The organism is Martinezella rhizogenes, from assembly GCF_007002745.1.
In the GTDB taxonomy this organism is placed as follows: domain Bacteria; phylum Pseudomonadota; class Alphaproteobacteria; order Rhizobiales; family Rhizobiaceae; genus Agrobacterium; species Agrobacterium cucumeris.
Window position 1 is genome coordinate 286,150 of the sequence record NZ_SGNY01000001.1, and the last position, 25,559, is coordinate 311,708.

Genomic DNA, 25,559 nt, shown 5'->3' on the forward strand with positions numbered 1-25,559 from the left:
GGCGCTTTGCGGGCGGATTGCCACGTCCTTACACTTCGGAAAACCAAAATGCTGCGTCGCCTCTTCATTGCCGCCCTGTTAGTCTCTGCTTCATCCGCCGCATTCGCGGGCACCGGCCTTGTCGAGCCGACGCTGAAGATGACGCCGCAGCATGACGGCAAGGTGCGGGTGGCGATGACGCTGGATGCCTGCATGGGCAAGACCGATCACCGCATTCTCGATACGCTGGTGAAGGAGCGCATTCCGGCAACGATCTTCGTTACTGCCCGCTGGCTGAAACACAATGGCGAAGCGCTCGCCGTGCTCATGGCGCATCCGGATCTGTTCGAGATCGAAAATCACGGCGAAAACCATGTGCCGGCAGTGGACAAGCCGGTTTCCATCTACGGTATCGCCGCCGCCGGTTCGGAAGCGGCGGTTGAGCAGGAAGTGGAGGGCGGTCGCCAGGCCATCGTCGCCGCCACCGGCCTGCAGCCGCAATGGTTCCGTGGTGCGACGGCCAAATATACCAATTCGTCGATGTCCACCATCAACCGGCTCGGCATGCGGGTGGCCGGTTATTCTGTCAATGGCGATGGCGGCTCGCTGCTCGGTGCGGCGATGACGGCAAAACACATCGCCTCGGCAAAAGATGGCGACGTCATCATCTCCCACATCAACCAGCCCACCCATGAGGCGGGCGAGGGCGTGGTGAAAGGCCTTCTGGCGCTGAAAGCCCGTGGCGTCATCTTCGCCCGACTGGACGACCCATCCTTCGCGCCGCCGGGGAACTGATCTGCAAGGTTGCCGCATATTTCTTCTCCCCACCAGGAAGAAGATGCCCGAAGGGCAGATGAGGGGGCAACGTTGCCGAATATCTCTGCCCTTGCCCCCTCATCCGGCGCTGCGCGCCACCTTCTCCCCGGCGGGGAGAAGAAATATGCGGTGCTTGCTCGCTTCACTGGAAGCAGCAGTCGTCAAGGCTGGATGGACCCATCCTTCGCGCCGCGGGGGAACTGATCCGCAACGTTGCCAACGGTTTCTTCTCCCCGCCGGGGAGAAGATGCCCGAAGGGCAGATGAGGGGGCCAGCTCTCCGCATATCTCTACCGTCACCCCCTCATCCGGCGCTGCGCGCCACCTTCTCCCCGGCGGGGAGAAGAAATGGGCGGCCCCCGCTCACTCCGCTGGCGATGTTTCTCCCGAAGAAGCAGGAAACATCATCTACATCCACGCCCGTTTTTCGGCGGCGCAGACCGGAAAATTGCGCTAGCATCCTCCCATGATGCTGTTCAAACGCCCCGACACCGAAACCCTGTATTCCGCCCTTGTGAACAAGGACCCCGCCTATGAAGGCGTGGCCTATGTCTGCGTGACCTCGACCAAGATCTTCTGTCGCTTCACCTGCACGGCGCGAAAGCCGAAGATCGAAAATTGCCGGTTCCGTGAGACCATCGCCGAATGCCTGGAGGCGGGTTTCCGCCCCTGCAAGCGCTGCAAGCCGATGTTGTCCTATGGTACCGCCGACGAGACCGTCACTTCGCTTCTGACGGCGCTGGAAAGCGAACCGGCGCGGCGCTGGTGCGAGGAGGATGTGGTGGCGCTGGGACACGATCCTTCCACCGTGCGCCGCACCTTCAAACGTCGTTTCGGCATGAGTTTTCTGGAAATCGCCCGGCTGCGCCGGCTGGGAGACGCGGCGACGAGCCTTGCCTCCGGCGAGGCGGTGATCGGCGCTCAGATCGATGCGGGTTACGAATCCGGCAGTGGCTTTCGCTCGGCGATCAACCAGTTCTTCGGCACCTCGCCCGTCGCCATGAAGGGCAAGGGGTTTTTGAAGGGTGACTGGATCGATACGCCGATCGGCCCGATGTTGATCGTTGCCGACGATCATGCCCTGCATCTGCTCGAATTCGCCGACCGGCCGGCGCTTGCCGCCGAGCTGAAGCGGCTGAAGACCCGCACCGGCGCGGATATGGTGCTGGGCCGCACTGCGGTGACCGGACAGATCGAAGCGGAGCTCAAAGCCTATTTCGCCGGCAGTTCGGCTGCCTTCGAAACCCGCCTTGCCGGCCACGGCACGCCCTTCGAGCGCGATGTCTGGCGCAACCTGCGGGAAATTCCGGTGGGGGAGATCGTCAGCTATTCCTCACTCGCAACCAGCATGGACAGGTCATCCGCCGTGCGCGCCGTGGCCCGCGCCAATGGCGCCAACCAGATCGCCATCGTCGTTCCCTGCCACCGGGTGCTGGGGGCGGATGGCAGCCTGACCGGTTATGGTGGAGGGCTGTGGCGGAAGAAATGGCTGATAGAGCACGAGCGTCGCATGGCGGGCGTGCTGGCGGAGGCGCAGGCGCAGGGAATGCCGCTCGCTTCATGAGCGGCGTGGCTTTGTTGGGTTTTGAGAGGGTGTCCGTTGACGGCGGGCGCTTGTGGTTTACCCCCCTCTGCCCTGCCGGGCATCTCCCCCTCAAGGGGGGAGATCGATCTGCGGCAAGGTCTCGCCCATCTCAACGTCTGCGAATGAAGCGGTGGTAGCGCCGCTTGCCGATCTCCCCCCTTGAGGGGGAGATGCCCGGCAGGGCAGAGGGGGGTAAAGCCCCACACGCCCTCCGTCAAAGGACAACCTCCTGACAGCTCAAACCCGGGGCGCTTCGCACTTCCGCCGGAAAACCGCCGGTCAATCCGGCAGTTTCGGCACTACCCGGCGCGAGGGAAACAGCTCGCGCGTCACCGTCATGGCAATCAGCGACAGCGGCAGGGCCAGCATGGCGCCGGCCGCACCCCACATCCATGTCCAGAAGATGATCATCACGAAGACGAGGAACGGGTTGATTTCCATGTTGCGGCCCACGACAGCGGGAAAGGCGAGGTTTTCCATCAACAGGTGAATGGTGAAGAAGATCGCCGCCGGCATGAGTGCGAGAATCATGTTGTCATGGGTGATGATGCCGGCCACCGTCAGCGATATCGTCATGGCGGTGATGCCGAGAAACGGTACGAAGCTGGAGAGGAAGGCGAACAGCCCCCACAGAAGCGGCATGGCGAGCCCGCCGAAATAGGCGATGATCACCATCGTCACGCCAAGCCCGGCATAGATCAGCGCTGCCGTGGCGAAATAGGTGCCGAGCACTTCTTCCACCGAGCCGATGATGCGGATGGTTCTGAGCCGCTGGTGGCGGGCGGGAAAGGCCATGATGATCGCCTTGCGCAGCCGCAGCCGGCTATAGAGAAACATCAGCAGCGCGGCGAGGAAGATCAGCCCCTGAATGACGGCGGGGGTGATGTTAGCGCCGAGCACGGAAATGATCTCGCCGCTGCGCGAAATCAGCGACTCCATCGACATGGATCCCATGCTGAAACTGGCTGCCGAGATATTCAGCCATCTGAGACTTTGCAGATAGGGCAGGAAGCGGTCGATGCTGCGCTCCACCAGCGCCGGCCCTTCCGAAGCGAGCAGGGAAAGCGGTTCGCTCAGTGAATTGACCACGAAAAACATCACCGCCGCCACCAGCGTGGAGAGGATAAGCGCGACACCGAAGCCGGGAATGCCGTAAGAGCCGAGTTTTTCGGCGGCGATGCCGAGGATCATGCCGACCACGATGGCCATCACCACCGGGATGAGGATGAGCGACAATTCGTGAATGACCGCCATCAGCATGATGAGGAAAATGCCGATCACCGACCAGGCGACAACGACATCAAGCGCTTCGCGGCCGAGCGGCTGCTGGCTGCGCGCATCGTCGCGGCGTGAAGCGAAGGCAGGGGTTTCCAGCGGATCCGCCCTTGTCACCGGCGCGGCGCCGCCGCTGGCCACGTGATGGCCCAAAGTGCCGGTCTTGTCCGGTCTGGCATTTTCATTCATCGAACAGTCCCCCAATAAGGGCACAAACGTTCGAAAAATATGGCGGTTCCGGGGCGGCGCAAATTTTTGGCCGCCCCTTTTTACGTTTATGCGGAAAGCTTTAGTCCGATGCCCCATGGGTCTTTCAGAACGATGCCATCGCTTTGCCGCTCGGTCGCGATTTCCAGCCTGTCGAGCGCGGCAACAGCCCTGTCGAGTGCTTCAGGCTCGTTGAATTTCAGCGAGTAACCGGCAAGCCCCGTCATATTGTCCTTGCGTGCCGCAGCACCCCGGCTGTTCCAGATATTGGCGGCCACATGGTGGTGATAGGCCCCGGAGCCGAAGAAGCTTGCGCCCGGATACCGCGCCATGATGTTCAGCCCCAGTACGTCACGATAAAATTCATCCGCCTGCGGAATATTGCCGACCTGCAGATGAATATGGCCGATGGCCGTTCCCTCCGCAGCACCTGCGAAAGCGGTTTTCGGCGCGCTGTCGTAAAGCGCCTGCAGATTGAGGGCGAGGGTGGCCATTTCCACCGTACCATCAGGCTGGTAGGTCCATTCCGATGGCTGCCGGTCGCGATAGACCTCGATGCCGTTGCCTTCCGGGTCGGCAAGGTAGATCGCCTCGCTGACCAGATGGTCGGACGCGCCCTGAAGCTGCACGTTGTTATGGGCGGCATGCGCCAGCCATTGCGCCAGATCATCGCGGCTCGGCATCAGGAAGGCGGTGTGGAACAGGCCGGCGGCATTGCGCGGCGCGCGTTCCGCCGCATTGGAGGTGGAAAGCGTCAAGAGCGGCTGGCCATTCACACCCAGAACCTCGCCGCTCTGGTTCTTTTCAAGGACCGAAAGGCCGATGATCTTCTGGTAGAAATCCGAAACCCGCGGCAGATCGTGGACGACGAGATGAGCCTGACCGACATAGGCCGGTCGCGTCAGGGCGAATTGTTTGATTTCACTCATCATAATCTCCATATTGAATATGACGCGCCGGAAAGCGGATCGGCGGTCACCGGCATTGGCCGACGCCGCTTTGCGGCGTTTGTCTGTGGTGAATATGGGCGGATTTCGTCGTTCAGCAAAGATCGCCGTCTGGCGATTGACCGTCCACTATTCGTTGACAATGCCCTGTCGCGAGACCCGCACAGCCTTGACTTCGATCAAGGCGGATCAGGCGATAGCAGGCAAATATGAGCTTGAGCACGACACGCGAAACGGCGGAATAAGCCAAAGGAGACAGCCATGTACAAGAAGATCATCGTACCGGTAGACCTCAGCGCCACCGACAAGGGGGAAAAGATCCTCGCAAAAGCCAAGGCGCTGCTGGACCCCGATGGCGAGATCGTCCTCATCAACGTGGTTGAGGAACTGCCCGGTTACATGGCGATCGACCTGCCGGTCGACCTTATTGAAAACGCCATCAAGGACGCCAAGGCGAAACTTGCGGAGCTGAAGGCAAAGAGCGGATTTAACGGCAGCCAGGAAATCAGAAGTGGCGCACCGGCGCGTGAGATCATCGCCGCCGCGGAGGACCACAAGGCCGACCTCATCATCATCGCGTCGCATACGCCTGATTTCAGCAATTATTTCATCGGCGCCACCGCCGACCGCGTGGTGCGCCACGCCAAATGCTCGGTGCTGATCGACCGGTAAAAAGCGGCCATCAAAAGGGTTCCGGGCGAATGGCCGCCCGCACCGGCTGGAGGAAAACACCATGAATGTCGAGAGTTACGAGAAAATCCTGCGCGACCGACAGCGTGAGCTTTACCGCCGCCTGCACCGGATCGAGGTCGATTTCGAACAGCCGCGCAATCCCGATGACGAGGAACGCGCCACGGAGCGCAACAATGACGAAGTGCTGGACGAGATGGGGCAGGTGGGGCAGGACGAGCTGCGCGCCATCGACGCAGCCCTCGACCGCATCGCCAGGGGCACCTTCGGCACCTGCGTGAAATGCGGCAAGACGATCTCGGAGGAGCGGCTGAAGGCGGTACCCTATACGCCGTTCTGTCAGGAATGTGCTGCGGCTTTGTGATACGCAACTGAAAAGGGCTGCGAGGTCGCCGCGAGTTTCTTCTCCCCGCCGGGGAGAAGGTGGCCCGAAGGGTCGGATGAGGGGGCAACGCCAGCGATGGACCGCACCCTTTCCCCCTCATCCCGCTGCCGCGGACTTCTCCCCGGCGGGGAGAAGAAACAGGCGGCAACCGTTCGCTCCATCGGCGATTACTGTGGCCGCAGAACGACCCGCACCTCTCCTTTCGCAACAGCCTCGAACGCAATTTGATCGACGTTAACCGGCTGCTGTCTTGTTCCTGTCTAATATTGTCTCCATGCTTTGGTGGAAGCACGCAGACGGGAATGAATTATGAGTGATTTGTGGCGGTTCGGGCGCAAATATGATTTTCACGAGATTGTCGCCGATGGCATCGTCCATGGCGTCGGCATTGTTTTTGCGCTGGTCGGCGCCACGGCGCTGATTTTTTACGCCACCGTCTGGGGTACGCTGAGCGCGATTGCGGCCGCGTGGATTTATGGTCTCGGTCTGGTCGCCTGTCTCTCCGTGTCCTTCACCTATAATATCTGGCCGCATTCCCGGGTAAAATGGTTCCTGCGCCGGCTGGATCATTCGGCGATCTTCATCCTGATCGCGGCCACCTACACGCCCTTCCTGATGCGCGGCATCAACGATCCGCTGATCGCCACCATGCTGGGGCTGATCTGGCTTACCGCGCTCTGTGGCATCTTCCTCAAATGTGTGTTTCCCGGCCGATATGACCGGGTGGCCATCGGTCTTTATCTCGCCATGGGCTGGAGCGGCATCATGGTGGTCGAGCCCCTGTCGTCGCATCTCGCTCCAGTCACACTCTGGCTGATCGTCGCTGGCGGCGTCATCTATTCGCTTGGCGTGATCTTCCATGTCTGGGAAAAACTGCGCTTCCAGAATGCCATCTGGCACGGTTTTGTCGTCACCGCCGCCGCCATTCATTATTTCGCCGTGGTCACCGCTTTCAGCCTTGTTCCGCTGGCATCCTGAATAGCCTCCCCATATCACGCCGCAGACACTGGAGCAGACACTGGACAGGCCGCCGCGTCATCGCTTAAGGCTCGTGAGGATCGCGACCGCAACAGGGCCGGCGCGTATTCCACAATGAGCGAGGGCGAAGCATAATGACCGTGGAACTGCGTGACGCGACCGTGGATGATCTCTCCGGCATCATGGAGATTTACAATGATGCGGTCGTCAATACGACGGCGATCTGGAACGAGGCGCTGGTCGATCTGGAAAATCGTAAAGAGTGGTTCGCTGCGCGCAAGGCGCGGGGCTTTCCGGTCATCGTCGCCATCCTTGACGGGAAGGTTGCCGGCTACGCCTCCTATGGTGACTGGCGCGCTTTCGACGGTTACCGCCACACCCGCGAACATTCGGTCTATGTGCACAAGGACGCGCGCGGCCACGGCATCGGCAAGCGGCTGATGCAGGCGTTGATCGACCACGCTTCCGGCAATGACGTGCATGTGCTGATCGCCGCCATCGAAGCGGAAAACACCGCCTCCATCCGCCTGCATGAAAGCCTCGGTTTCAGGGTCGTCGGACGATTTTCGGAAGTCGGCACCAAGTTCGGCCGCTGGCTGGATTTGACCTGTATGGAGCTGAAGCTCTGAGCTGATGCTGAAAGCCACCTGTAGATCGGGCGAGTGCCGCCTTGTTCTTCTCCCCGTCGGGGAGAAGTCCGCGGCAGCGGGATGAGGGGGCAAGCTCTCCGAAATCCGGCAACGTTGCCCCCTCATCCGACCCTTCGGGCCACCTTCTCCCCGGCGGGGAGAAGAAACTCGCGGCACCGTTTGCGACACAAAGTCGATTAAGAGGTTCTAAACCCCCTCAAACCGGCTCGAACACCATCGAGTGGCCGTTGATACAGTAACGCAGTCCGGTCGGCTTCGGGCCGTCGGGGAAGACGTGGCCTAGATGGCCGCCGCAATTGGCACAGCGGATTTCGGTGCGCACCATGCCGTGGCTGACGTCGCGGAGTTCCGTCACCGCATCCGGTTTGATCGGCTCGAAATAGCTCGGCCAGCCACAGCCGGCATCGAACTTGGTGTCGGAGAGAAACAGCGGTTCGTCACAGGCGGCGCAGCGATAGAGGCCTTTTTCGGTCGAGTTCCAGTAGGGACCGGTGAAAGGGCGCTCCGTGCCGTGCTCGCGCAGAATGTAATATTGCTCTGGCGTCAGCTGTTCACGCCAGTCGGCATCGCTCTTGTTGACTTTGGGGGGTGTCAGATCGCTCATGGAATGATCCTTTCTGTTCCTGCCAGAAATAGTCATCGTCGTCACGGATTGAAAGAGGACACATCTCAATAACGAGTCCGTTATGCTGCGGACAGGGTGCCGATTTGGGTTGAGATGGCGTTGCCTATGCCTTAACTGAAAATTCGATTTGAAAAAGAGAACGCCAGCCATTGGCGCGCGGGGTTGGGGACACCCCAGGCAGATGTGTGGGGGACACCCCGGGAGATGTGAATGACACCAGATGTCACGCCGCTGACATTCCTGTCGCTGTTTCTGCCGTTTCTGGCAGCGCTTGCCGCACCGGTGCTGGTGAAGAGGTTGGGGCACAATGCCGCCTGGCTGCTGGCGCTTGCGCCGGGGCTGGCCTTTGTCCATTTCGCGCTGATGCTGCCTGACATTGCGGCGGGCGGTGTGGTGACGGGCGGTTACGCCTGGGTGCCAAGCTTCAATCTCAGCTTCTCCTGGTTCATCGACGGCCTGTCGCTCACCTTCGCGCTGCTAATCACCGGCATCGGCCTGCTGATCGTGCTTTATGCCGGCGGTTACATGAAGGGACATCCGCAGCAGGGCCGCTTCCTGTCCTTCCTGCTTCTGTTCATGGGAGCGATGCTGGGCGTCGTGGTCTCAGACAGCCTGCTGATGCTGTTCGTATTCTGGGAACTGACCTCCATCACCTCCTTCCTGTTGATCGGCTTCGATCACCAGCGTGCCGCCTCGCGCCGCGCTGCGCTGCAGGCGCTGGTGGTGACGGGTGGTGGCGGCCTGCTGCTGCTTGCCGGGCTGATCTTCATCTGGGACATGAGCGGCATGACGCAACTGTCGATGCTGGTGCGCGGCGGTGACATATTGCGCGACAGCCCGTTTTATCTGGCGGCACTGCTTCTGGTCCTCGGTGGCGCTTTCACCAAATCAGCGCAGTTTCCCTTCCATTTCTGGCTGCCAAACGCCATGGAAGCACCGACGCCGGTTTCGGCCTATCTGCATTCGGCAACCATGGTAAAGGCCGGCGTTTATCTTTTGATGCGTCTCAACCCCGTGCTTGGCGATACCGCCGCATGGCAGATCCTGCTACCCTTCTTCGGCGGCCTGACCATGCTCACCGGCGCGCTGCTGGCCGTGCGCCAGACCGACCTGAAGCTGATGCTCGCTTATACCACCGTATCGTCGCTCGGCCTTCTGGTGATGCTCACCGGCTTTGGTTCGGACCACGCCATTGAAGCTGCGGTGCTTTATCTGGTGGCGCATTCGCTGTTCAAGGGCGCGCTGTTTATGGTCGCCGGCATCATCGACCACGAGACCGGCACGCGCGATATCACGAAGCTTGCCGGATTGCGCAAGGCCATGCCCATCACCTTTGCAGCGGCGCTGGCCGCCGCGATTTCCATGGCCGGCCTGCCGCCGTTTTTCGGTTTTCTCGCCAAGGAAGAGATTTATTACGCGCTGGCGCATGGCAATCCGCGGGCCGTGCTGTTTACCGGCATCGCCATTCTCGGCAATGCGCTGATGTTCGCCGTCGCCTTCGCGGTGGGGCTGAAACCCTTCCTCGGCAAGCCGGGGAAAACCCCGAAACATGCGCATGAAGGCCCGCTGCTGCTCTGGCTCGGCCCGGCGCTGCTGGCGCTGAAGGGGCTCACCATCGCTCTCTTTTCCGGCATCGCGCATTTCTACATCTCCACCCCCATGGCGAGCGCCATTGCCGGTGAGCCGCGTCCGGTGGAAATCTCGCTCATTCCCCATATCGGTGTGCCGCTCGGCCTGTCGCTGCTCACGGTCGCGATTGGCATCGTCCTTTATATGCAGCTTGTCCCGCTCCGCGGCCTGATGGACCGCACGTTCAAGGCGCTGGGCGCCGGGCCGGACAGGGGTTTCGACGTCTTCATCGACGCGCTGGTGAAAATCTCCTTCCACGTCACACGGCTCATTCAGCCCGGTCGGCTGGAATTTTATGTCACCGCCACCTTCGCCGTCATCGCCGCCGTGCTGCTTGCGCCGTTGTTTCTCTATGGTGAACTTCCGGCGATGCCAGCGTGGCCGCACGATATTCAGATCCATGAACTGACCTTCATTGCCATTGCGGTGGTGGGGCTTCTTGCGGTGCTGACGGCATCGAGCCGGCTCACCGCCATCATCGCGCTTGGCATTCAGGGCTTTGCGGTGGCGGTCATTTTCCTGCTGTTCGGCGCGCCCGACCTCTCCTTCACGCAATTCATGGTCGAGACCCTGTCGGTGGTCATTCTGACGCTGGTCATGACGCGGCTTCGCCTGTCGCCCTCGGACCATCGCGGGCTTGGCCAGAAGCTGCTGGACGGCACCATCGCCATTGCCTGCGGCACCGGCTTTGCCCTGTTCCTGATGCGGGCGACGCAAGCGAGCTTCGATAACCGCCTGACGGACTTCTACAACACCTATTCCAAGGTCGTTGCCCATGGTGCCAATGTGGTCAACGTCATCATCGTCGATTTCCGCGGCACGGATACGCTGGGCGAAATTGCCGTGGTGATGATAACAGGTCTCGCCATCCTCGCGCTCATCCGCATCCGCCCGGCCCCCGCCGTCAAGGGCCCAGCAAAGACGCCGAAGAAGAAGGGAGTGCGGGCATGAATACGCTCATTCTGCGCACCGTCGCCCCCGTCATCACCAGCCTCATGGTGCTCTTCTCGATCTTCGTTTTGCTGCGCGGCCATAATGAGCCGGGTGGCGGTTTCATCGGCGGGCTGATCGCGGTTTCGGCGCTGGCGATCTATGGCATCGCTTATGGCGTGGCGGCGGTGAGGCGCGCCATCGTGTTTCATCCGCTGTCGATCGCAGGCGCGGGGCTGCTGATGGCGATGCTCTCCGGCCTCGTTTCGATTGCGGCCGGCGTGCCATTCATGACCGGGCTCTGGGTCTATCCAAGCCTGTTCGGCGTCGAGGTGCCGCTCTCCACCGTCATGTCCTTTGATATCGGGGTTTACCTCGTCGTGGTCGGCGCCATCACCTCCATTGCGTTGGCACTGGAAGAAAGGGAAAGCGACTGATGGAAGCGGTCTTCTCCATTCTCGTCGGCATCTTCTTTTCGGTGGCGATCTATCTCATGCTGTCGCGCCACAGCATCCGCATGCTGCTCGGCATCGCCATTCTCGGCAATGCGGTCAATCTTTTGCTGTTCACGGCGGGCAGGCTGACGCGCGAAGTGCCGGCGATCATTCCCGCGGGTATGGATACGCTGCCGGCGGGTGCTGCCAATCCACTGCCGCAGGCGCTGATCCTGACGGCAATCGTCATTTCCTTTTCCTTCTTCTGTTTCCTTCTGGTGCTGACCTGGCGTGCCTTCCAGGAGTTGCAGACCGACGACACGGACGAAATGCGCACCGCAGAACCGGCAGGCGAGCCAATGCCGCCGCTCGGTTATTGAGCGGGCGGAGCATAGACAGACATGGCCTCATCCACCCCTTCCGCAGTTACCGATCTTTCCGCAGCGTTCGTCATGGCGCCCGTGGCGCTGTCCGACTGGCTGATCATCCTGCCGGTCGCGCTCTGCATTGGTGCGGGTGCCGTGCTGATGATGATGCGACACGCCATCCGCCACCATGCGGCCGTTGCCATTGCGGCGCTTTTCCTGCTCGTGATGCTTGATGCAGCGCTTTTGTGGAAGGTCGCGACGCAGGGCCCGTTCACCATGGTGATGGGCCGCTGGCTGCCGCCTTTCGGTATTGCCTTTACCGCCGATCTGACCGGCGCGCTGCTGTCGCTCGCCGCTGCCATCGTTGCGCTTGCCGGCGCCATCCATGCCGCCGGCGATATCGACGCCAGCGCCAGGCGTTACGGCTTTTATCCGTTCCTGATGCTCTTGATGGCGGGTGTTAGCGGCGCTTTCCTGACGGGTGATCTGTTCAACCTCTATGTCTGGTTCGAGGTGCTGCTGATCTCGTCCTTCGGCCTCATCGTGCTCGGCTCGACGCGCCAACAGATCGACGGGGCGCTGAAATACGCCATATTGAACCTCATCGGCACAACGCTGTTCCTAATCACGGTCGGTTATCTCTACGCTATCTTCGGCACGCTCAACATGGCCGATATCGCCCTGAAGGCGAACGGGCTGCGCGGAACCGCGCCGCTAATGACGCTTGCCAGCCTGTTTGCACTGGCTTTCGCCATGAAGGCCGCCGCCTTTCCGGTGAATTTCTGGCTGCCCGCTTCCTATCACACGCCGCGCATCGTCGTATCCGCCCTGTTCGGCGGGTTGCTCACCAAGGTCGGCATCTATTCGCTGCTGCGCGTCATGGTCATGCTGTTTCCTGTCGAGCGCGAGGAACTCAGCATCGTCATCGCCATCTCGGCGGCACTGACCATGGTGCTGGGCGCCATGGGCGCACTCGCCCAAAACGACATCCGCCGCATGCTGGGTTATATCGTCATATCGGGCATCGGTTACATGATGGCGGGCATCGCCATCGGTACACCGTCGGGCGTGTCAGGGGCGATCTTTTACGCGCTGCATTCCATGGTGCTGATGACGGCGCTTTATCTTGCCGCCGGCCATGCCGCCCGCCTCGGCGGCAGCTTCAGCCTGACGGCGCTGAGCGGTCTTTACCGGCAGGCCCCGTGGTTTTCGGCGCTGGCGCTGGCGCTGTTTTTTGCCGGCTCCGGCCTGCCGCCGTTTTCCGGCTTCTGGCCGAAGGCGGTGCTGGTCAAATCGGCGATCGATATCGGTGCATGGTGGCTTGCCGCCGCCATTCTCGTCTCCGGCTTCATCGCCACCATCGCTTTCGGGCGGATATTCCTTCTGTGTTTCTGGCGCCCGGCGGCGTCGGCAGGCCAGCCGTCATCACTGGCACCGTCCTCTCCGGCGCTGCCCTCCGTCGTGCCGCTGGTCGGGCTGACCTTGCTCGTGGTATTTTTCGGCCTGTTCCCGGAAAGCCTGCTCAGTCTCAGCCAGCAGGCAGCCGTGGGGCTCGGTGATCCCCAGGCCTATATCCAGTCGGTCTTTTCGCAGGGAGGCAAGCCATGAGCCTCTATATCGTCCTGTCGATGTTCCTTGCCATCTGGCTTGCCATAACCGGCAGCGTCACGCCGGCGAACATTGTCTTCGGCGTCATCGTTTCGGTACTGGCGCTCGGGCTTATCCGTCATCAGATACCCAGGGGTAATAATCACTGGCTGCGGCTGACGCGGATACTGTCGCTCGTGCTGCTGTTCTTCAAGGAACTGGCACTGTCTGCCTGGAAGGTGGCGGTGCTGGTGACGCGGCCGAAGCTCGACGTGCAGCCCGGCATCTTCGCTTATCCGCTGACGGTGAAGACGGACTTCCAGATCACGCTGCTCGCCAATCTCATCACGCTCACACCCGGCACGCTGTCGGTCGATGTATCCGGGGACAGGAAAACGCTCTACGTCCACGCAATCGACTGTAGCGATATCGAAGCCGCCAGAAACGACATCCGCAACGGCTTTGAAAAAAAGATCATGGAGGCGTTTCAACAATGACGCCGGAACAAATAGTTTCATTTGCAACTATACTTGCCTCGGTTGTACTCTCGGCAGCCTTTTTGCTGACAGTATATCGTGTCGTCATCGGGCCGACCCTGCCGGACCGGATCGTCGCGCTCGACATGCTGGTCGGCATCACCATCGGCTTCATCGCGGTCATCGCCATCCGCACTGGCTTCATCCTTTATGTCGATATCGCGATTGCGCTGGGGCTCGTCGGTTTTCTCGCAACGGTGGCCTTTGCCCGTTTCGTTCTGGCGCGCGGCGCAGATGGCGGGCGAAAGTCGAAAGCGGTGCTGGATGGCGAAAGAGCGCGAGAATCTGAAAAAAAATCGCAGAATCAAATGGTTGGCGGAAAAAGAAAGGGCGGAAAATGACCGGCTGGCTGGTGGCTATCCTCGTTGCGGTGCTGACGGTCTCGGGAGCCGCCTTTTCACTGATCGCCGCAATCGGGCTCAATCGCCTGCCTGATGTCTATACCCGCATGCATGCGGCCTCCAAGGCGGGAACGGTGGGGTCCGGGCTGTTGCTTCTGGCGGTCGGCATTCATTCCATGGATATGTCGACGCTGGCACGGGCACTTGCCGGTTTCTTCTTCTTCATTCTGACAGCACCTGTCTCCGCGCATCTTCTGGCTATGGCCGCGCATAAGGCAGGTTATCCGCTTCACGACAAATCGGTAGTTGATGACCTCAAGAAAATTTGAAGTTGAAATTACCCCCAATAATAGGGGGTATTCATTTTCAATTACCACTTGGCATAGTATTTTATTACCCGTAATTTTTTGTATTGCGATTAGACTGTTTTGAACTGAAAAATTCACAATAGGAATTTGACTTTTGCTGTTTTGCTGTTATCCAAATTAAGTGTAAAGTTGCTAATCGCGATTTGCATCTAGCCTCTTCATAGTCGGCATAGGCATTTTATTAATGTCTAATCTATGACCTCTCGGGTCATTGCTGCCCATGTCGCGGGCCATAAGTTGAATCTCGGATCAATACGTTTCCGGTTTTCGCTTGAAATCTAGGGGTAGATTTCATGTTGGTTTCAACAAAGCGAAGGTGGGGCACCGGGTAACTTCACATCGCTCGAAGCGGCGTTCGCTCGCTTCCGGAGATAAATAAACAGGAGATACTTAAATGACGGAAACTGCATACGGTAACGCCCAGGATCTGCTGGTCGAACTGACGGCGGATATTGTGGCTGCCTATGTTAGCAACCACGTCGTTCCGGTAACAGACCTTCCCGGCCTTATTTCGGATGTTCACACGGCACTCAGCGGCACCTCGGCACCGGCATCGGTGGCGGTCAATGTTGAAAAGCAGAAGCCTGCCGTCTCGGTTCGCAAGTCGGTTCAGGACGATCATATCGTCTGTTTGGAATGCGGCGGCTCGTTCAAGTCGCTGAAGCGCCATCTCACGACACATCACAGCATGACGCCGGAAGAATATCGCGAAAAATGGGACCTGCCGGTCGACTATCCGATGGTTGCGCCCGCCTATGCCGAAGCCCGCTCGCGGCTCGCCAAGGAAATGGGTCTCGGCCAGCGCCGCAAGGCCAGCCGCTAATCGGATCTGCCTGTTCTTCTCCCCGCCGGGGAGAAGATGGCAGGAAGGGTCAGATGAGGGGGCAAACTCTCCGCATGTCGCCGACTAAGCCCCCTCAATCCGCTGCCGCGACCTTCTCCCCGGCGGGGAGAAGGCGGCAAGCGGAGCCCGCCCGCCTCACATGTTTCCTTTGAAGCTGTCTTTACCATCACATGAATGTCCAGCCGGTCCGTCGACCGGCTTTTTTATTGTCGCGTCGAATCTCGTGTGAGGAAAAAAATCCTTTATCGTGCGCGGCATTTCTGCAAAAATAAAACCATATCAAGCGCATATTCTTCGCGGCCAAATTCACGCTTCCCCGGGTGAGCTCTCAGGTGTATGAATTAATTCCTATTCGTAGAGGAGTTGCATATGCCGTCGGATATATTGCCCCTGTCTGTTGCCGCGCGGCCATGTGTGCCGGTCGCCGATCGTCATTTTCGCCGTTTTCCGCCTGCCGCCGGGCGGGATGAGATTGCCCGCATCTGCCGGCTGATCCGGCAGCTGACCACTGAAATGGTGCAGTTGACCGGTGAGCGGCTGGGCGCACGCCGTGACAGACGGCGAAGCGAATGCCATGTGCGCCAGATCGCCATGTATGTGTGCCATGTGCAGCTTGGCATTCCCATGTCGGATATCGGCCCCTGTTTCGGCAGGGATAGAACGACGGTCGGTCATGCCTGCCAGGTTGTCGAGGACCGCCGTGACGAGCCGGCCTTTGATGAATTCATCGCTGCACTGGAACGATTGGCCGGCAGCATTTTCAACCTGATGAAAGGGGTGCGGGATGAGTGAGGCAAAAGCCACTCCGGTTGATCCGGCCCTGCTGCGGCTTCTGCGTTGCATCGCAGCCGGCCCGGCTGAAATCCGCGAAGAAGGCGGCGATATCCTCCTGCACCGAATGCGGCAGGAGCGTTCGGCACTGCGGTTGCCGGCGGCCTTGATGCAGCTTGCGCTCTCTTCCGGGCTGGTCGAGAGGCGGGAAGACACGCTGTCTGCCGCACCGCCACTCGGCTCTTATCTCAAGCGCGCGATGGCGAAGGACCGGGACGAGGTTTTTCAGGCGCAGCATCGGGATTTGCAGAACATTGTCGTTGATGTCGATGGCGATAAACAACCGGCCCGGCAAAACCTCAACACATCACCACTCATGGCCTTTTCCCGTCTGAAGGAACGGGATGGCACGGCTTTTTTCCCGGCGGAAGCCTTGCAGGCGGGCGAACGCCTCTCGGCTGATTTCCATCGCGGCCATCTCAGCCCAAAGGTGACGGCAACATGGGAACCGCGAATAGCGAACCGAACCAAAGGGGAGGCGGGCGGCGCGCTTGATCTCACCGAGGCAGCGATGGCCGCACGGGTCCGGTTTGCCCGCGCAGCCGATGCCATGGGGCCGGAGCTTTGCGGCGTCGCCATCGATGTCTGCTGTTTTGAAAAGGGGCTGGAGGCGGTGGAGCGGGAGCGGCAATGGCCGGCGCGCTCCGCAAAACTCCTGCTGAGGGCTGCACTTCTGTCACTTGCGAGACACTACGCACCGCCGCCCGGTCGCGCCAGACGCACAAGCCACCATTGGGGCGAAGAGGATTATCGCCCGCCGATGGCGGCAATGACGGTGACACGGTAATGGGTCAGGCGGGTAGTGATCAGGCGGCGAGCAGCCTTGCTTCTTCACGAATGCGCTTGACCATGGAGCGCAGGCCATTGGCACGCTGCGAGGAGAGATGCTCCACCAGCCCGATCTTGTCGAACACCTCGATGGCATCGAGACCGGCGATTTCGGAGGCCTTTTTACCGGAATAGACGGCAAGGACGATGGCAACGAGACCGCGCACGATATGCGCGTCGGAATCACCCTCGAAGGTCATGAGAGGATCTTCCGCCCCATCGCTATGGCTGACCAGCCAGACCTGGCTGGCGCAACCCTGCACCTTGTTTTCAGCGGTACGCTTGTCCTCCGGCAGATCGGGCAGCGCCTTGCCAAGTTCGATGACGTAACGATAGCGATCCTCCCAGTCGTCAAGGAAGGCGAAGTCATCAAGGATCGTTTCGAGAGAGGCCATTTGCGCGCCGTATCGTCCACTATTGCATGTCTTTGCTACGATATAGGGCAAGTGTGACCGGTTTTGAACCGGGCAGGCCATGAAAAAGCCCACGGAAAACAGGTTTCCGTGGGCAAGTTTGGCAGGCAGTCACGCAGACGGGCATATCCGGCTGCAGAGAAGGGGCGGCGCGGCGATGCGCGACCGGCAATAATCAGGGGGCAGGGCGCTTCTGCGGCAGGGGAATGACGGTGCCGGTCTTCAGCATGTCGGTATTCCCAGGGAATTCGACGCTGATGGCAGGCGCTTCGGCCAGTTTTTCGGTCTCGACAGCCACTTCAGCGGCGGGCGCGGTCTTGTCACCGGCGGCAAGCTGCGCGTCGAGCAGTTCATAGGCAACCTTGGCGCCTTCCTTTGCCCGCTCACCGAGCGCGTGGAAGGTTTCGGCGCCCTTGACGCAGACGTCGGGCTTTTCGATGCAGATGGCGCTGACATAACGATAGGCCTCACCGGCGGCCGAAACGGCGCTGGGAAGATCGAATGCCGAAGGTTCCTTGGTGGGGTCGTTGTAGCTACCGAAATAGGACAGCGCCACCAGCACCAGCGAAAACCAGAATGTTCCTTTGATCAGAAACCACATTGTCAGACACCCTGCCAGATGATCTTTGTTTTGAAGCCCCGCCCGGTTTCGGGTCATTGGCCTTTGTCCCGTTTTTCGGGCTTGGGGAGAAGCTACAGGCGACCGGCGAACAGCCAATTGCAAAAAGCGGCGCAATTTAATTCAAATTGTATCTATTCTCCTCGCATCGGGACGCCTGCCATCAATTCATTCGCATTTTAACAGTCCATGTTAAGCATAATTGCGACAGAGGCCGCGCGTTCCGGGGCAAAGAAGCGGCATGCATTGCCACAAAGGTTAACGCGATGGCAAAAATGAAGCGAAATCCGTCGCTTACCCGTCATTAACCATGATTGGCAAAGCTTCGAATAAATGCCCCGTAATGGGACTGCGGCGCATTTGAAGGCCGTTTGCGGCCATTCTTTTTATCCATTCCTTAAGCCGCCGCCTTCTATTGTCGGGACCATAAGATCCGCCTCAGGGATTCGGTATTGGTATTGCGTAATATGAGAGAAAAAGCGGTCGCACTGGTCGACCATGCAGCGGGCAGATGGCTTGCGCGCATGGAAGAGGACGCCGAAAGGCGCGCCGGAACCGTTGCGCGCCTGCGCCGGCTGATTGCCTTCGGTGCCGTCGGCCTTCTGGTTGTGCCCGCCCTCTTCAGCCTCGTCTTCAGCCCCGCCATCGCGCTGCCCATCGGCGCAGCCCTGGTGCTGGCGCTGTTTCTGTCCGCCGCCGCCCTGTCGATTGCTTTTTCCCGGCCGCTGCGTGGTGCAGCATCCTTCTCCGCTCCTGCGGCTGATGACGACCTTGTCGCAGCGTCGCAGGTGCCGGGCCTCGTGCTCACCATCAATGAAATCGGCCTCGTCGAACGGGTCTCCGGTCGTGACCGTGAGAAATTTCCGGTCGAGCTTCAGGCCTGCAAGGACCATGTCTTTGCCGAATATGTTTATGTCTCCGATCGTATCGAGCTGATGCAGGCCTTTGATCTTCTGCGGCAGGGCGAGGACAAGGCCAGCGCCGAGCTTCGGTTCGAGACCGGCGCAAAATCGCGCCCGGCGCAGTTCATGCATGCCCGTATCGAGATGACGGCGATCCGCAGCACGACCGGCCGGTTGCGCCGGGTCGTCGCCCAGCTTTCCGATGTCACCGAGATGGAACTGCTGCGCCGCGATGTCGCCCGCAAGGCGGCAGAGGCCGAATCGGCCAATGACGCCAAGTCGCGTTTCCTTGCCGCCGTCAGCCACGAGCTGCGCACGCCGCTCAACGCCGTCCTCGGTTTTTCCGATATTCTGGCCGGTGAATATTTCGGCCGGCTGGAAAATGATCGTCAGCGTGAATATGTCGGCTTGATCCGCCAGTCCGGCGCGCATCTCCTGTCGGTCGTCAACACCATGCTTGATATGAGCAAACTGGAAGCCGGCCGCTACGAGCTGCTGATGGAAAGCTTCCCGATTGCCGAAACCATCTCCTCCTGCGAGGCGATGCTTGGCCTGCAGGCGAAGGAAAAAGGCCTGACTTTGACGAGCCGCATCCAGCGCGGCATCGGCGAAATCTCGGCCGACCAGCGCGCCATCCGCCAGGTTCTCATCAATCTGGCCGGCAATGCCATAAAATTCACCGATGCGGGTGGTGTTGTGTCGATCGACGCCGCGCGTGAAGGCAAGATGCTGAAACTGACGGTCAGCGATACCGGCATCGGCATTGCTTCCGACAAGATTGATCTGCTGGGCCAGCCCTTCATGCAGGTTCAGAATGAATATACCCGTCGCTATGAGGGCACGGGTCTTGGACTGTCCCTGGTCAAGGGGCTGGTGGCACTGCATGGCGGCACCTTCGTCATCGCCAGCCAGCCCGGCGAGGGGACGGTCGTAACGATCATGCTGCCTGCCGACGGTTCCGGCATGGCGGGTGGCGAAGACGCTGAAACTGAACGCATGGTGGAATTTCCGCCGCGCATCCGGCAGCTCGGCGAAATGGCTGCGATTATGAAGAAGGATGGTGACGATGGCCCCGCGAAAGCGAAAATCGCCTAAGAAAACAACGGCCCAGATTGGCGCCGGGTTTGTTTCCTTGGTGGTTGCGGCCATCGGGCGCGAAGTCCTGCGCCATCCGAAACTGGTTGGCGGCTGCGGTGCTTTCGCGGTCGTCTTCGGCTTTGTCGCGGCCAATGCGCTCTGGTACCAGCCGGGCATTCACCCGTCTCCCTTCCTGCGCACGCGTGATGCGGAAAACCCGAACGGCATCGCCGGTTATCGCCCGGCAGAGCCGCTCGGTACCCACGGCAACGTCACCACCTTTCGCATAGAGCGGCCGGACGAGACGGAAGCGACGCAGCCACCCGCCGCCGAGACCGCGGCGCTGCCGCCAGCGGAAAGCCAGAAGCCACAGCAGATCGTTGCCGATATTCAGGGCGAACTCAAAAAACGCGGGCTCTACGAAGGCGATGCGGATGGCCGCATGGGACCGAAGACCGCCGCCGCCATAATGTTCTTCGAAGAAACGCTCGGCATGGAACAGACCGGCGAGCCGACGACCCGGGTGCTGGCAGCCCTCAGGATCGACGGCGCCACCGTTGCGGCAATTCCAAAGGACCGGCCGTCCGACGCCAACACCGGCGGCGGAGTGGAAATCGATCCTGTCGCCGCCGCCATCCGCAAGGCGGAGAAGCCGCAGGTCAAGGCCGAACCCGCCTCCCTCAACAGCGCGACCGCTGGCGCAAAACCGGCAAGCAGCGCGCTGATCGCCAAGATCCAGCAGGGGCTGATCAACATCGCCTACGCCGACGTGAAGGTGGACGGCGTGGCCGGCCAGCAGACCCGCAACGCCATCCGCGCTTTTGAAAAACACTATCGCCTGCCGGAAACCGGCGAGCCGAGCGAAGTGGTGCTGAAGAAACTGAAGTCGATCGGGGCGATTTAGATCAGGCTTTCGTGGAATTTCTAGTGATGGCAGACCGGGGTGCGCGTGGCTTACCCCCCTCTGTCCTGCCGGACATCTCCCCCACAAGGGGGGAGATCGACCTGCGGCGAGGTTTCGCCCATATCGAGGTTGAGGATGGAGTGACGACAGTGCTTCTTGCCGATCTCCCTCCTTGTGGGGGAGATGCCCGGCAGGGCAGAGGGGGGTAAACCCGCGCAACTTCGGCCCGCCATCAACGAACCCACCGCCAGAACACAACATTGAGAGCAAGCCCCAACCTCTCGCGAAAGCACCGCCAATGCGCCTCAAATCCGAAATCTTCGTCTCCGCCCTTATCCGCCGCGTTTTCGCCGCCGGCGGATTTGCGGCCGTCGAAAAGAAGGGTGCGGAGGAGGCGGGTGCGATCTTCATCCGCCAGCGTCTGCGTGATGGCCGTGAAAATCTCTATGGACCGGCACCGCAAAGTTTTGCCGAGGACGAGGAAATCCGCGCCGAGCGCCGTTTTGAAACGCGTCTTGCCGGTGCGGAGGGTGAGGAAAGCGCCGCTCTTTTGGAAAAGGAACGGCGCTTTGACAGCGATCTGTGGATCGTGGAGATCGAGACCGATGAGATCGGCACGCTCTTGACGCTGGTGGATCAGCCGTAGATGTAGACGGCCATTCATATTGTTGTGCGAGGGGTTTTAAGTATGAAGATCAGGCTTGGCGTTTTGGCTGCATTGGTTTTAATGTCCTGCTCAACGCAGGAAAAAAGCGTCCAAAAGCCTTTTTCTTCGGCGGATGTGGGGCGTGAGATGACGGCTTATACGGTGATGGTCGCCAAAGCCCGCCTCGTCCAGCGAAAGTGCCCTGAACTGGAAATGAGTTTCAAGGCGCTGCTCGCGGCTACCGAAAAATATCCGGCCATGCAAAGAATATCCGCAGGTAACAACGCCACCGCTGAGATCGAGAACAGCATCGACAAGACAGCCGTAGTTGACGGTATCACACAGTTCGAAGCTGCCAATGGTCTTCGTGGTGCGGACCAGAAGGCATTTTGCCGTTTTGGCCATGAACAGATAGCGAAGAAGACAGAGACCGGGCGATTGCTTCAGCTGAAAAAGGCCCTCTGAGGCGATTTTCACAAAGCAGGGCGCTGGAACCGACATTGAACTCAACCGAGTTCAATGTCGTAAAATAAGTCTCTTCTGACTCACGTTCCCGTTCTGTGAACGACCGTTACGCTGCGGCTTGGCCGCTCGCGGCCGTGCGTGTAGCTGTCCGCGCGCCGCCAGCTTTCCAGTCGTTCTTCGCATTCGACGATGTCGAGACGGTCGAGCAGGGCTTCGGCGCGGCTCATGTCGCCTTCGGCGGCGGCAAGATGCGGGTAGAAACATTGCAATATGAAGGCGGCCTCGGAAAATTCCATGCCGAGCCCGGTGAGCGTGGTGGCGAGCTGCGCGCCGGAAATATCAAGCATGATACGTTCCGACAGCCAGTAACTGGATGACAGCGAATCCGCCAGCGCCACCGCGAACTGCCGGGCGTTACGCTCGCGCGCGAAACGCACGAGCAGCGCTTCCTGCACTTCGCTCAGGCGGCGCAGACCAAGCACGTCACCTTCGGGGCGGTTGAGGTGGCGGGCCATCTGTTTGATCCGCTGACGCATTTCTTCTTCGAGCGCGGATACGGCATCAATTTTTGTGGTGGTCTCTGGGGTGGCCACGTCCGCCACTTCCGGTTCGACGGGGGTTGCCACCAACTGCGGTTCGGCGGCAGTCGTCGGCTCATCCGGCCGCTTCAGATCTTCGGCATGCCGCAGGCCAACCAGCGCGTCGATGACGGTGGGGGAGAGGTCTTCGCGGCGCACGATGGCGCGGGCATGCGCGGCACCCTGCGTGCGCGCAATGGTGATCAGCGTTTCGTCAGTGAGGCACTTCGACGCGATAAGGAAGGGCGCCGCAAGCGAAATCGGCTGGCAGGCGATGAAGAAGGCGACGGCCGAAGGCACGCTCGGATGCTGCGACAGGGCGGCAATCGCTTCCCGCTTGGCTTCTTCGGTGGAGGCGTTGAAAAGCGGCATGAAAAGTTCGGCAAACTGCCGAAGGTCCGTTTTTGACGGATGGGAAACATTCTCGAAATTCGTCACCGTGGCCATAAGCACCACATCTTTCTTCCTCACGGCTCTTGGCCTCTCAAGTTCTCGAAACCGGTCGGTCAACGCACTACCCAACAAACGCAAACACAATATCGGCTCAAATTAGAGCAAATCCGTTGACGTCCTGTTAACTATGGGGGGTGGCAAGAGATATTCTGCCTCTATCAACAAGGAAATTTTAAAACCTTCATGACGGAAAAAATGTCATGGAACTTTGCCGCATCGCCTTTGTTTTCAACGGGTGCAGCCCTGTCGGCGATAAATTGCCGTCCCGCGATTAGGGTTAACGGATCATTAACCTCTGTCTGTTTGTAATTTCATGGGCAGTATTAGGATTCCATGTTATTCTGACGTTCGGAATAAAAGCCAAAATGGCGGCGAAATGCCTGAATGTCCGCATAGTCCCGCGCTAAAACCTTCTGCGGTTTTAGGGACATGCGAAAACCAGCCTGTGGGCTGGATTATGCGCAATGTGATGGTGACGAAATTCCCGACGCAAGACGAGGCTTGCGCGGTTCCCATAGGCAACATTGACTCCCGAAGAGGAGAGAAGCATGGCAGACATTATTCCAATTGGCGACGCACGACGAAGCCTGCGTCCCGCCGGCATTGCAGCCAGGGTGATCGGCCCCGCAAAGGTGGTGCTGTTTACCGGCGTGCGTTATGAAAAGCGCGAAACCGAGCCCGCGGGCAAGGTCGTGCGCAAGGGCAAATCCGCACCGGAAACTGCTCTGAAATCCTGATTATATGTAAAAGACCGGCGTTACTTCCACGGCGTCGGCTGGCATTTCGCTTCGTTCAGGAAACGTTCTGCCTCTTCTCCGAAACTTGGCTGCGGCACCAGGGTCCGCAACACCACATATCCTTCCGTCTGATCCGATTCCGCCAGAATGGCCTGTGAGAGCGATGGCGGCTGCGCCTTGCGGATAGCGGCGATCTGCACCGCATCGGCAACCAGAATATCCATCACCCCGCCGGCAGACGTGCGGTCGTTCATGCTGAACACCTCGTTCGAGGCCTTGTCGTAAACCGCGACCGACCAGAAGGGCACAACGCCGACGGCGGTGAGCCGGACGGGCTTTTCCTCAATATTGAACGTGCAGACCGCAACCCGCATGAAGGGATCGCCGCTGGCCAGCGTCTTTTTCTCCGTCGTCTCTTCGAGCAGATGAAACAGATGCGGCTTTCCTTCCGCAACGGCGCGGGTATAGGCATCGCGATTGCTGAAATGCGGTATCGCCAGAAGAATGATGACGTGCAGCACGGCGGCGGCGACAAGGCCGGTGAGGATGGCGAGCAGGACCCTAAGCATTGCCACACCCCAGCTTGCGGATCTGCGGCATGGCGATGTCGATCAGGCCGGAACTGCCGGCAACCGGCGTGTCGAGCAGCGTCATGACCAGCTTGAATGTCTGGCCCTGCGGCACCGCCAGCCAATTATAGGTCTGGGCGTCGGGGGCGATGGTGATGTCGATGCCGCCATCGGCGCTGCGCAGAAGCGTGCGGGAATTCAGTGCAAACGGCCGCCCGGCATCTTCCGCCAGCACATTGCCCTGCTGATCGGCGGTATAAAGCGTCCAGAATCGCGAAGGCGGCACGGCGCCGGCCAGCCGGTAACGGCATTCGCCGCTGAGCCGCTGGCCATCGCTGTCGACGGAGGCGGTAAAGGCCAGCCCCTCGGTAGTGCCATAAAGCAGCCTGCCGGCATCGGCACGGTGCGATTTGGCGTAAGGGTCGGCCTCGATCGTCTGCGCTTCGGGAAACGCATCCCAGGAACCAATGCGGATCGATCCGAAACCGGATGTCGCCTCAAGCGCCGCCAGTGTCACGGCAATACCGCCGCCAAAGGCGATCAGAAGGGCAATGCCGACAAGGAATGGAACTCGGAACACGCTGTTTTCCCGTTTTTGAACAGGTCGAGGACTATCACTGATTCCCCGTTTGGAAAATGGTGCCCTTTGTTTAGTCTTTGTGAAAATGAGTGGAATTGCGAATTCCGGTTCTCACGCGCCCATGACCAGCTTGAAGGCGATGGCCCACATGGTGACCGCGATGACGCCTTCGAGAATGCGCCAGGCGGAGGGTTTCTCGAAGATCGGCCGCAGCCAGCGCGCGCCATAACCCAGCGAAAAGAAGAACAGCACCGAGCCGGTGGCCGCACCTGCCGCAAAGGTCTTTTCGAAGCCGGGAAATTGCGTCGAGATGGTGCCGAGCAGCACGACGGTATCGAGATAGACATGCGGATTGAGGAAGGTGAGCGCCAGACAAATGGCCAGCGTCTGCCACAGGCTCGCCTCCTGCCGCTCGGCCACCGACAGCGCTTCGGAAGATCGCAGCGCCGAATGCAGGCTTTTGGCGCCATACCAGATGAGGAAGGCAGCCCCGGCATAACGCATGATGGGATCGAGCGCCGGCATGACGGCGCTGATCCGCTGAAACCCGAAAACGCCAACCGTGATCAGCAGCGCATCGGCAATGGCGCAGGTGGCGCAGACCGCAAACACATGCGAGCGCGCCAACCCCTGCTTCAGCACGAAAGCATTCTGCGCGCCGATGGCAACGATGAGGCTGAGGCCCATCGTCAGGCCGGTGAAGAAGATTTGGATGTCCATGCGTGTCGCGGCCCCTGCCTCTTTCCATGTGTAATGGCCGAAGGCGCTGCTTTCGGACCGACTG

Annotated in this window: 31 protein-coding genes; 22 read left to right on the forward strand and 9 right to left on the reverse strand. The window is 60.1% G+C overall.

The features are described from left to right. Positions 1 to 48 precede the first annotated feature (48 nt). Positions 49 to 774 carry a polysaccharide deacetylase family protein gene (locus EXN68_RS01420; RefSeq protein ID WP_142839347.1) on the forward strand — a complete coding sequence of 242 codons (726 nt, stop codon included), beginning with the start codon at positions 49 to 51 and terminating at the stop codon, positions 772 to 774. Between the two features lie 486 nt (positions 775 to 1,260). Beyond that, the gene (locus EXN68_RS01425; protein ID WP_142839348.1) at positions 1,261 to 2,358 is read left to right on the forward strand and encodes a bifunctional transcriptional activator/DNA repair enzyme AdaA; all 1,098 of its coding nucleotides are present in this window, start codon (positions 1,261 to 1,263) and stop codon (positions 2,356 to 2,358) included. Positions 2,359 to 2,658: 300 nt separating this feature from the next. Here EXN68_RS01425 and EXN68_RS01430 read toward each other — a convergent pair whose 3' ends face one another. Both EXN68_RS01430 and EXN68_RS01435 read right to left on the reverse strand, forming a co-directional pair. After that, positions 2,659 to 3,843 carry an AI-2E family transporter gene (locus EXN68_RS01430; RefSeq protein ID WP_142839349.1) on the reverse strand — a complete coding sequence of 395 codons (1,185 nt, stop codon included), beginning with the start codon at positions 3,841 to 3,843 and terminating at the stop codon, positions 2,659 to 2,661. Between the two features lie 86 nt (positions 3,844 to 3,929). After that, on the reverse strand, positions 3,930 to 4,790 hold the full coding sequence (locus EXN68_RS01435) for a VOC family protein (RefSeq protein ID WP_142839350.1): 861 nt from the start codon (positions 4,788 to 4,790) through the stop codon (positions 3,930 to 3,932). On the opposite strand from EXN68_RS01435, the gene EXN68_RS01440 reads away from it, so the two are divergent. The 5 genes from EXN68_RS01440 to EXN68_RS01460 all read left to right on the forward strand — a co-directional run bounded on the left by EXN68_RS01440 (position 4,773) and on the right by EXN68_RS01460 (position 7,490). After that, entirely contained in the window at positions 4,773 to 5,021 is a 249-nt protein-coding gene (locus EXN68_RS01440) for a hypothetical protein (protein WP_237681344.1), read from the forward strand. The two genes, EXN68_RS01435 and EXN68_RS01440, sit on opposite strands and share 18 nt — an antisense overlap. Before the next feature lie 48 nt (positions 5,022 to 5,069). After that, the gene (locus EXN68_RS01445) at positions 5,070 to 5,480 is read left to right on the forward strand and encodes a universal stress protein (protein ID WP_142839351.1); all 411 of its coding nucleotides are present in this window, start codon (positions 5,070 to 5,072) and stop codon (positions 5,478 to 5,480) included. A 61-nt stretch (positions 5,481 to 5,541) separates the two neighbouring features. Next, positions 5,542 to 5,862 carry a TraR/DksA family transcriptional regulator gene (locus EXN68_RS01450; RefSeq protein ID WP_142839352.1) on the forward strand — a complete coding sequence of 107 codons (321 nt, stop codon included), beginning with the start codon at positions 5,542 to 5,544 and terminating at the stop codon, positions 5,860 to 5,862. 330 nt (positions 5,863 to 6,192) lie between these two features. Then, positions 6,193 to 6,861 (forward strand): PAQR family membrane homeostasis protein TrhA, encoded by a 669-nt coding sequence (gene trhA / locus EXN68_RS01455; RefSeq protein WP_142839353.1) that lies wholly within the window; start codon positions 6,193 to 6,195, stop codon positions 6,859 to 6,861. A gap of 134 nt (positions 6,862 to 6,995) precedes the next feature. Beyond that, on the forward strand, positions 6,996 to 7,490 hold the full coding sequence (locus EXN68_RS01460; RefSeq protein ID WP_142839354.1) for a GNAT family N-acetyltransferase: 495 nt from the start codon (positions 6,996 to 6,998) through the stop codon (positions 7,488 to 7,490). A gap of 217 nt (positions 7,491 to 7,707) precedes the next feature. Here the strand turns inward: EXN68_RS01460 and msrB are convergent, their stop codons facing one another. Continuing rightward, the gene (gene msrB, locus EXN68_RS01465) at positions 7,708 to 8,115 is read right to left on the reverse strand and encodes a peptide-methionine (R)-S-oxide reductase MsrB (RefSeq protein WP_142839355.1); all 408 of its coding nucleotides are present in this window, start codon (positions 8,113 to 8,115) and stop codon (positions 7,708 to 7,710) included. Positions 8,116 to 8,346: 231 nt separating this feature from the next. On the opposite strand from msrB, the gene EXN68_RS01470 reads away from it, so the two are divergent. The 10 genes from EXN68_RS01470 (at position 8,347) to EXN68_RS01515 (ending at position 16,791) form a co-directional block, all read left to right on the forward strand. After that, positions 8,347 to 10,716, forward strand: a complete 2,370-nt coding sequence (locus EXN68_RS01470; protein ID WP_142839356.1) for a putative monovalent cation/H+ antiporter subunit A — start codon at positions 8,347 to 8,349, stop codon at positions 10,714 to 10,716. Then, complete coding sequence (locus EXN68_RS01475) at positions 10,713 to 11,132, forward strand: Na+/H+ antiporter subunit B (RefSeq protein ID WP_142839357.1); 420 nt, start codon at positions 10,713 to 10,715, stop codon at positions 11,130 to 11,132. Before EXN68_RS01470 ends, EXN68_RS01475 begins: the two co-directional genes overlap by 4 nt. After that, positions 11,132 to 11,509, forward strand: coding sequence for a Na+/H+ antiporter subunit C (locus tag EXN68_RS01480; RefSeq protein WP_142839358.1), 378 nt, complete (start codon positions 11,132 to 11,134; stop codon positions 11,507 to 11,509). The genes EXN68_RS01475 and EXN68_RS01480 overlap by 1 nt, the downstream gene beginning before the upstream one ends. 21 nt (positions 11,510 to 11,530) lie before the next feature. After that, positions 11,531 to 13,105 carry a Na+/H+ antiporter subunit D gene (locus EXN68_RS01485; RefSeq protein WP_142839359.1) on the forward strand — a complete coding sequence of 525 codons (1,575 nt, stop codon included), beginning with the start codon at positions 11,531 to 11,533 and terminating at the stop codon, positions 13,103 to 13,105. Beyond that, positions 13,102 to 13,581, forward strand: coding sequence for a Na+/H+ antiporter subunit E (locus EXN68_RS01490; RefSeq protein WP_142839360.1), 480 nt, complete (start codon positions 13,102 to 13,104; stop codon positions 13,579 to 13,581). Before EXN68_RS01485 ends, EXN68_RS01490 begins: the two co-directional genes overlap by 4 nt. Further along, positions 13,578 to 13,961, forward strand: coding sequence for a cation:proton antiporter (locus EXN68_RS01495; RefSeq protein WP_142839361.1), 384 nt, complete (start codon positions 13,578 to 13,580; stop codon positions 13,959 to 13,961). Before EXN68_RS01490 ends, EXN68_RS01495 begins: the two co-directional genes overlap by 4 nt. Then, positions 13,958 to 14,290, forward strand: coding sequence for a monovalent cation/H(+) antiporter subunit G (gene mnhG, locus EXN68_RS01500; RefSeq protein ID WP_142839362.1), 333 nt, complete (start codon positions 13,958 to 13,960; stop codon positions 14,288 to 14,290). Before EXN68_RS01495 ends, mnhG begins: the two co-directional genes overlap by 4 nt. A 433-nt stretch (positions 14,291 to 14,723) precedes the next feature. Beyond that, positions 14,724 to 15,152, forward strand: a complete 429-nt coding sequence (gene ros, locus EXN68_RS01505; RefSeq protein ID WP_003497181.1) for a MucR family transcriptional regulator Ros — start codon at positions 14,724 to 14,726, stop codon at positions 15,150 to 15,152. A gap of 390 nt (positions 15,153 to 15,542) precedes the next feature. Next, positions 15,543 to 15,965, forward strand: coding sequence for a helix-turn-helix domain-containing protein (locus tag EXN68_RS01510; RefSeq protein ID WP_142839363.1), 423 nt, complete (start codon positions 15,543 to 15,545; stop codon positions 15,963 to 15,965). Continuing rightward, a complete protein-coding gene (locus tag EXN68_RS01515) occupies positions 15,958 to 16,791 on the forward strand; it encodes a DUF6456 domain-containing protein (RefSeq protein ID WP_142839364.1) in 834 nt (277 codons plus the stop codon). Before EXN68_RS01510 ends, EXN68_RS01515 begins: the two co-directional genes overlap by 8 nt. Positions 16,792 to 16,810: 19 nt before the next feature. Here EXN68_RS01515 and EXN68_RS01520 read toward each other — a convergent pair whose 3' ends face one another. Then, positions 16,811 to 17,227, reverse strand: a complete 417-nt coding sequence (locus EXN68_RS01520; RefSeq protein ID WP_142839365.1) for a SufE family protein — start codon at positions 17,225 to 17,227, stop codon at positions 16,811 to 16,813. Between the two features lie 193 nt (positions 17,228 to 17,420). Then, positions 17,421 to 17,846 carry a DUF5330 domain-containing protein gene (locus EXN68_RS01525; protein ID WP_046798630.1) on the reverse strand — a complete coding sequence of 142 codons (426 nt, stop codon included), beginning with the start codon at positions 17,844 to 17,846 and terminating at the stop codon, positions 17,421 to 17,423. Between the two features lie 485 nt (positions 17,847 to 18,331). Between EXN68_RS01525 and EXN68_RS01530 the strand changes: the two genes are divergently transcribed. The 4 genes from EXN68_RS01530 (at position 18,332) to EXN68_RS01550 (ending at position 21,858) form a co-directional block, all read left to right on the forward strand. Continuing rightward, complete coding sequence (locus EXN68_RS01530) at positions 18,332 to 19,861, forward strand: sensor histidine kinase (protein WP_142839366.1); 1,530 nt, start codon at positions 18,332 to 18,334, stop codon at positions 19,859 to 19,861. Continuing rightward, positions 19,833 to 20,747, forward strand: coding sequence for a peptidoglycan-binding domain-containing protein (locus tag EXN68_RS01535; RefSeq protein WP_161991154.1), 915 nt, complete (start codon positions 19,833 to 19,835; stop codon positions 20,745 to 20,747). Before EXN68_RS01530 ends, EXN68_RS01535 begins: the two co-directional genes overlap by 29 nt. Before the next feature lie 298 nt (positions 20,748 to 21,045). Next, on the forward strand, positions 21,046 to 21,393 hold the full coding sequence (locus tag EXN68_RS01545) for a DUF1491 family protein (RefSeq protein ID WP_142839368.1): 348 nt from the start codon (positions 21,046 to 21,048) through the stop codon (positions 21,391 to 21,393). A 42-nt stretch (positions 21,394 to 21,435) separates the two neighbouring features. Continuing rightward, positions 21,436 to 21,858 (forward strand): DUF5333 family protein, encoded by a 423-nt coding sequence (locus EXN68_RS01550; protein ID WP_142839369.1) that lies wholly within the window; start codon positions 21,436 to 21,438, stop codon positions 21,856 to 21,858. An 80-nt stretch (positions 21,859 to 21,938) separates the two neighbouring features. Here the strand turns inward: EXN68_RS01550 and EXN68_RS01555 are convergent, their stop codons facing one another. After that, on the reverse strand, positions 21,939 to 22,883 hold the full coding sequence (locus EXN68_RS01555; RefSeq protein WP_237681364.1) for a DUF2336 domain-containing protein: 945 nt from the start codon (positions 22,881 to 22,883) through the stop codon (positions 21,939 to 21,941). A gap of 554 nt (positions 22,884 to 23,437) precedes the next feature. Between EXN68_RS01555 and EXN68_RS01560 the strand changes: the two genes are divergently transcribed. After that, the gene (locus EXN68_RS01560; RefSeq protein WP_142839370.1) at positions 23,438 to 23,626 is read left to right on the forward strand and encodes a hypothetical protein; all 189 of its coding nucleotides are present in this window, start codon (positions 23,438 to 23,440) and stop codon (positions 23,624 to 23,626) included. A gap of 20 nt (positions 23,627 to 23,646) precedes the next feature. On the opposite strand, the gene EXN68_RS01565 is transcribed toward EXN68_RS01560, so the two are convergent. The 3 genes from EXN68_RS01565 to EXN68_RS01575 form a co-directional block, all read right to left on the reverse strand. Then, the gene (locus EXN68_RS01565; protein WP_142839371.1) at positions 23,647 to 24,195 is read right to left on the reverse strand and encodes a DUF1254 domain-containing protein; all 549 of its coding nucleotides are present in this window, start codon (positions 24,193 to 24,195) and stop codon (positions 23,647 to 23,649) included. Next, the gene (locus EXN68_RS01570; RefSeq protein WP_142839372.1) at positions 24,188 to 24,775 is read right to left on the reverse strand and encodes a DUF1214 domain-containing protein; all 588 of its coding nucleotides are present in this window, start codon (positions 24,773 to 24,775) and stop codon (positions 24,188 to 24,190) included. The genes EXN68_RS01565 and EXN68_RS01570 overlap by 8 nt, the downstream gene beginning before the upstream one ends. A gap of 111 nt (positions 24,776 to 24,886) precedes the next feature. Beyond that, entirely contained in the window at positions 24,887 to 25,495 is a 609-nt protein-coding gene (locus EXN68_RS01575; protein ID WP_052817581.1) for a LysE/ArgO family amino acid transporter, read from the reverse strand. Positions 25,496 to 25,559: the final 64 nt, after the last annotated feature.

Excerpts from the sequence above, each read along its gene's own strand:
- EXN68_RS01420 (WP_142839347.1), top strand. The coding sequence starts at position 49 with ATGCTGCGTCGCCTCTTCATTGCCGCCCTGTTAGTCTCTGCTTCATCC.
- EXN68_RS01425 (WP_142839348.1), top strand. The coding sequence starts at position 1,261 with ATGATGCTGTTCAAACGCCCCGACACCGAAACCCTGTATTCCGCCCTT.
- EXN68_RS01430 (WP_142839349.1), bottom strand. The coding sequence starts at position 3,843 with ATGAATGAAAATGCCAGACCGGACAAGACCGGCACTTTGGGCCATCAC.
- EXN68_RS01435 (WP_142839350.1), bottom strand. The coding sequence starts at position 4,790 with ATGAGTGAAATCAAACAATTCGCCCTGACGCGACCGGCCTATGTCGGT.
- EXN68_RS01445 (WP_142839351.1), top strand. The coding sequence starts at position 5,070 with ATGTACAAGAAGATCATCGTACCGGTAGACCTCAGCGCCACCGACAAG.
- EXN68_RS01450 (WP_142839352.1), top strand. The coding sequence starts at position 5,542 with ATGAATGTCGAGAGTTACGAGAAAATCCTGCGCGACCGACAGCGTGAG.
- trhA (WP_142839353.1), top strand. The coding sequence starts at position 6,193 with ATGAGTGATTTGTGGCGGTTCGGGCGCAAATATGATTTTCACGAGATT.
- EXN68_RS01460 (WP_142839354.1), top strand. The coding sequence starts at position 6,996 with ATGACCGTGGAACTGCGTGACGCGACCGTGGATGATCTCTCCGGCATC.
- msrB (WP_142839355.1), bottom strand. The coding sequence starts at position 8,115 with ATGAGCGATCTGACACCCCCCAAAGTCAACAAGAGCGATGCCGACTGG.
- EXN68_RS01470 (WP_142839356.1), top strand. The coding sequence starts at position 8,347 with ATGACACCAGATGTCACGCCGCTGACATTCCTGTCGCTGTTTCTGCCG.
- EXN68_RS01475 (WP_142839357.1), top strand. The coding sequence starts at position 10,713 with ATGAATACGCTCATTCTGCGCACCGTCGCCCCCGTCATCACCAGCCTC.
- EXN68_RS01480 (WP_142839358.1), top strand. The coding sequence starts at position 11,132 with ATGGAAGCGGTCTTCTCCATTCTCGTCGGCATCTTCTTTTCGGTGGCG.
- EXN68_RS01485 (WP_142839359.1), top strand. The coding sequence starts at position 11,531 with ATGGCCTCATCCACCCCTTCCGCAGTTACCGATCTTTCCGCAGCGTTC.
- EXN68_RS01490 (WP_142839360.1), top strand. The coding sequence starts at position 13,102 with ATGAGCCTCTATATCGTCCTGTCGATGTTCCTTGCCATCTGGCTTGCC.
- EXN68_RS01495 (WP_142839361.1), top strand. The coding sequence starts at position 13,578 with ATGACGCCGGAACAAATAGTTTCATTTGCAACTATACTTGCCTCGGTT.
- mnhG (WP_142839362.1), top strand. The coding sequence starts at position 13,958 with ATGACCGGCTGGCTGGTGGCTATCCTCGTTGCGGTGCTGACGGTCTCG.
- ros (WP_003497181.1), top strand. The coding sequence starts at position 14,724 with ATGACGGAAACTGCATACGGTAACGCCCAGGATCTGCTGGTCGAACTG.
- EXN68_RS01510 (WP_142839363.1), top strand. The coding sequence starts at position 15,543 with ATGCCGTCGGATATATTGCCCCTGTCTGTTGCCGCGCGGCCATGTGTG.
- EXN68_RS01515 (WP_142839364.1), top strand. The coding sequence starts at position 15,958 with ATGAGTGAGGCAAAAGCCACTCCGGTTGATCCGGCCCTGCTGCGGCTT.
- EXN68_RS01520 (WP_142839365.1), bottom strand. The coding sequence starts at position 17,227 with ATGGCCTCTCTCGAAACGATCCTTGATGACTTCGCCTTCCTTGACGAC.
- EXN68_RS01525 (WP_046798630.1), bottom strand. The coding sequence starts at position 17,846 with ATGTGGTTTCTGATCAAAGGAACATTCTGGTTTTCGCTGGTGCTGGTG.
- EXN68_RS01530 (WP_142839366.1), top strand. The coding sequence starts at position 18,332 with ATGAGAGAAAAAGCGGTCGCACTGGTCGACCATGCAGCGGGCAGATGG.
- EXN68_RS01535 (WP_161991154.1), top strand. The coding sequence starts at position 19,833 with ATGGCCCCGCGAAAGCGAAAATCGCCTAAGAAAACAACGGCCCAGATT.
- EXN68_RS01545 (WP_142839368.1), top strand. The coding sequence starts at position 21,046 with ATGCGCCTCAAATCCGAAATCTTCGTCTCCGCCCTTATCCGCCGCGTT.
- EXN68_RS01550 (WP_142839369.1), top strand. The coding sequence starts at position 21,436 with ATGAAGATCAGGCTTGGCGTTTTGGCTGCATTGGTTTTAATGTCCTGC.
- EXN68_RS01555 (WP_237681364.1), bottom strand. The coding sequence starts at position 22,883 with ATGGCCACGGTGACGAATTTCGAGAATGTTTCCCATCCGTCAAAAACG.
- EXN68_RS01560 (WP_142839370.1), top strand. The coding sequence starts at position 23,438 with ATGGCAGACATTATTCCAATTGGCGACGCACGACGAAGCCTGCGTCCC.
- EXN68_RS01565 (WP_142839371.1), bottom strand. The coding sequence starts at position 24,195 with ATGCTTAGGGTCCTGCTCGCCATCCTCACCGGCCTTGTCGCCGCCGCC.
- EXN68_RS01575 (WP_052817581.1), bottom strand. The coding sequence starts at position 25,495 with ATGGACATCCAAATCTTCTTCACCGGCCTGACGATGGGCCTCAGCCTC.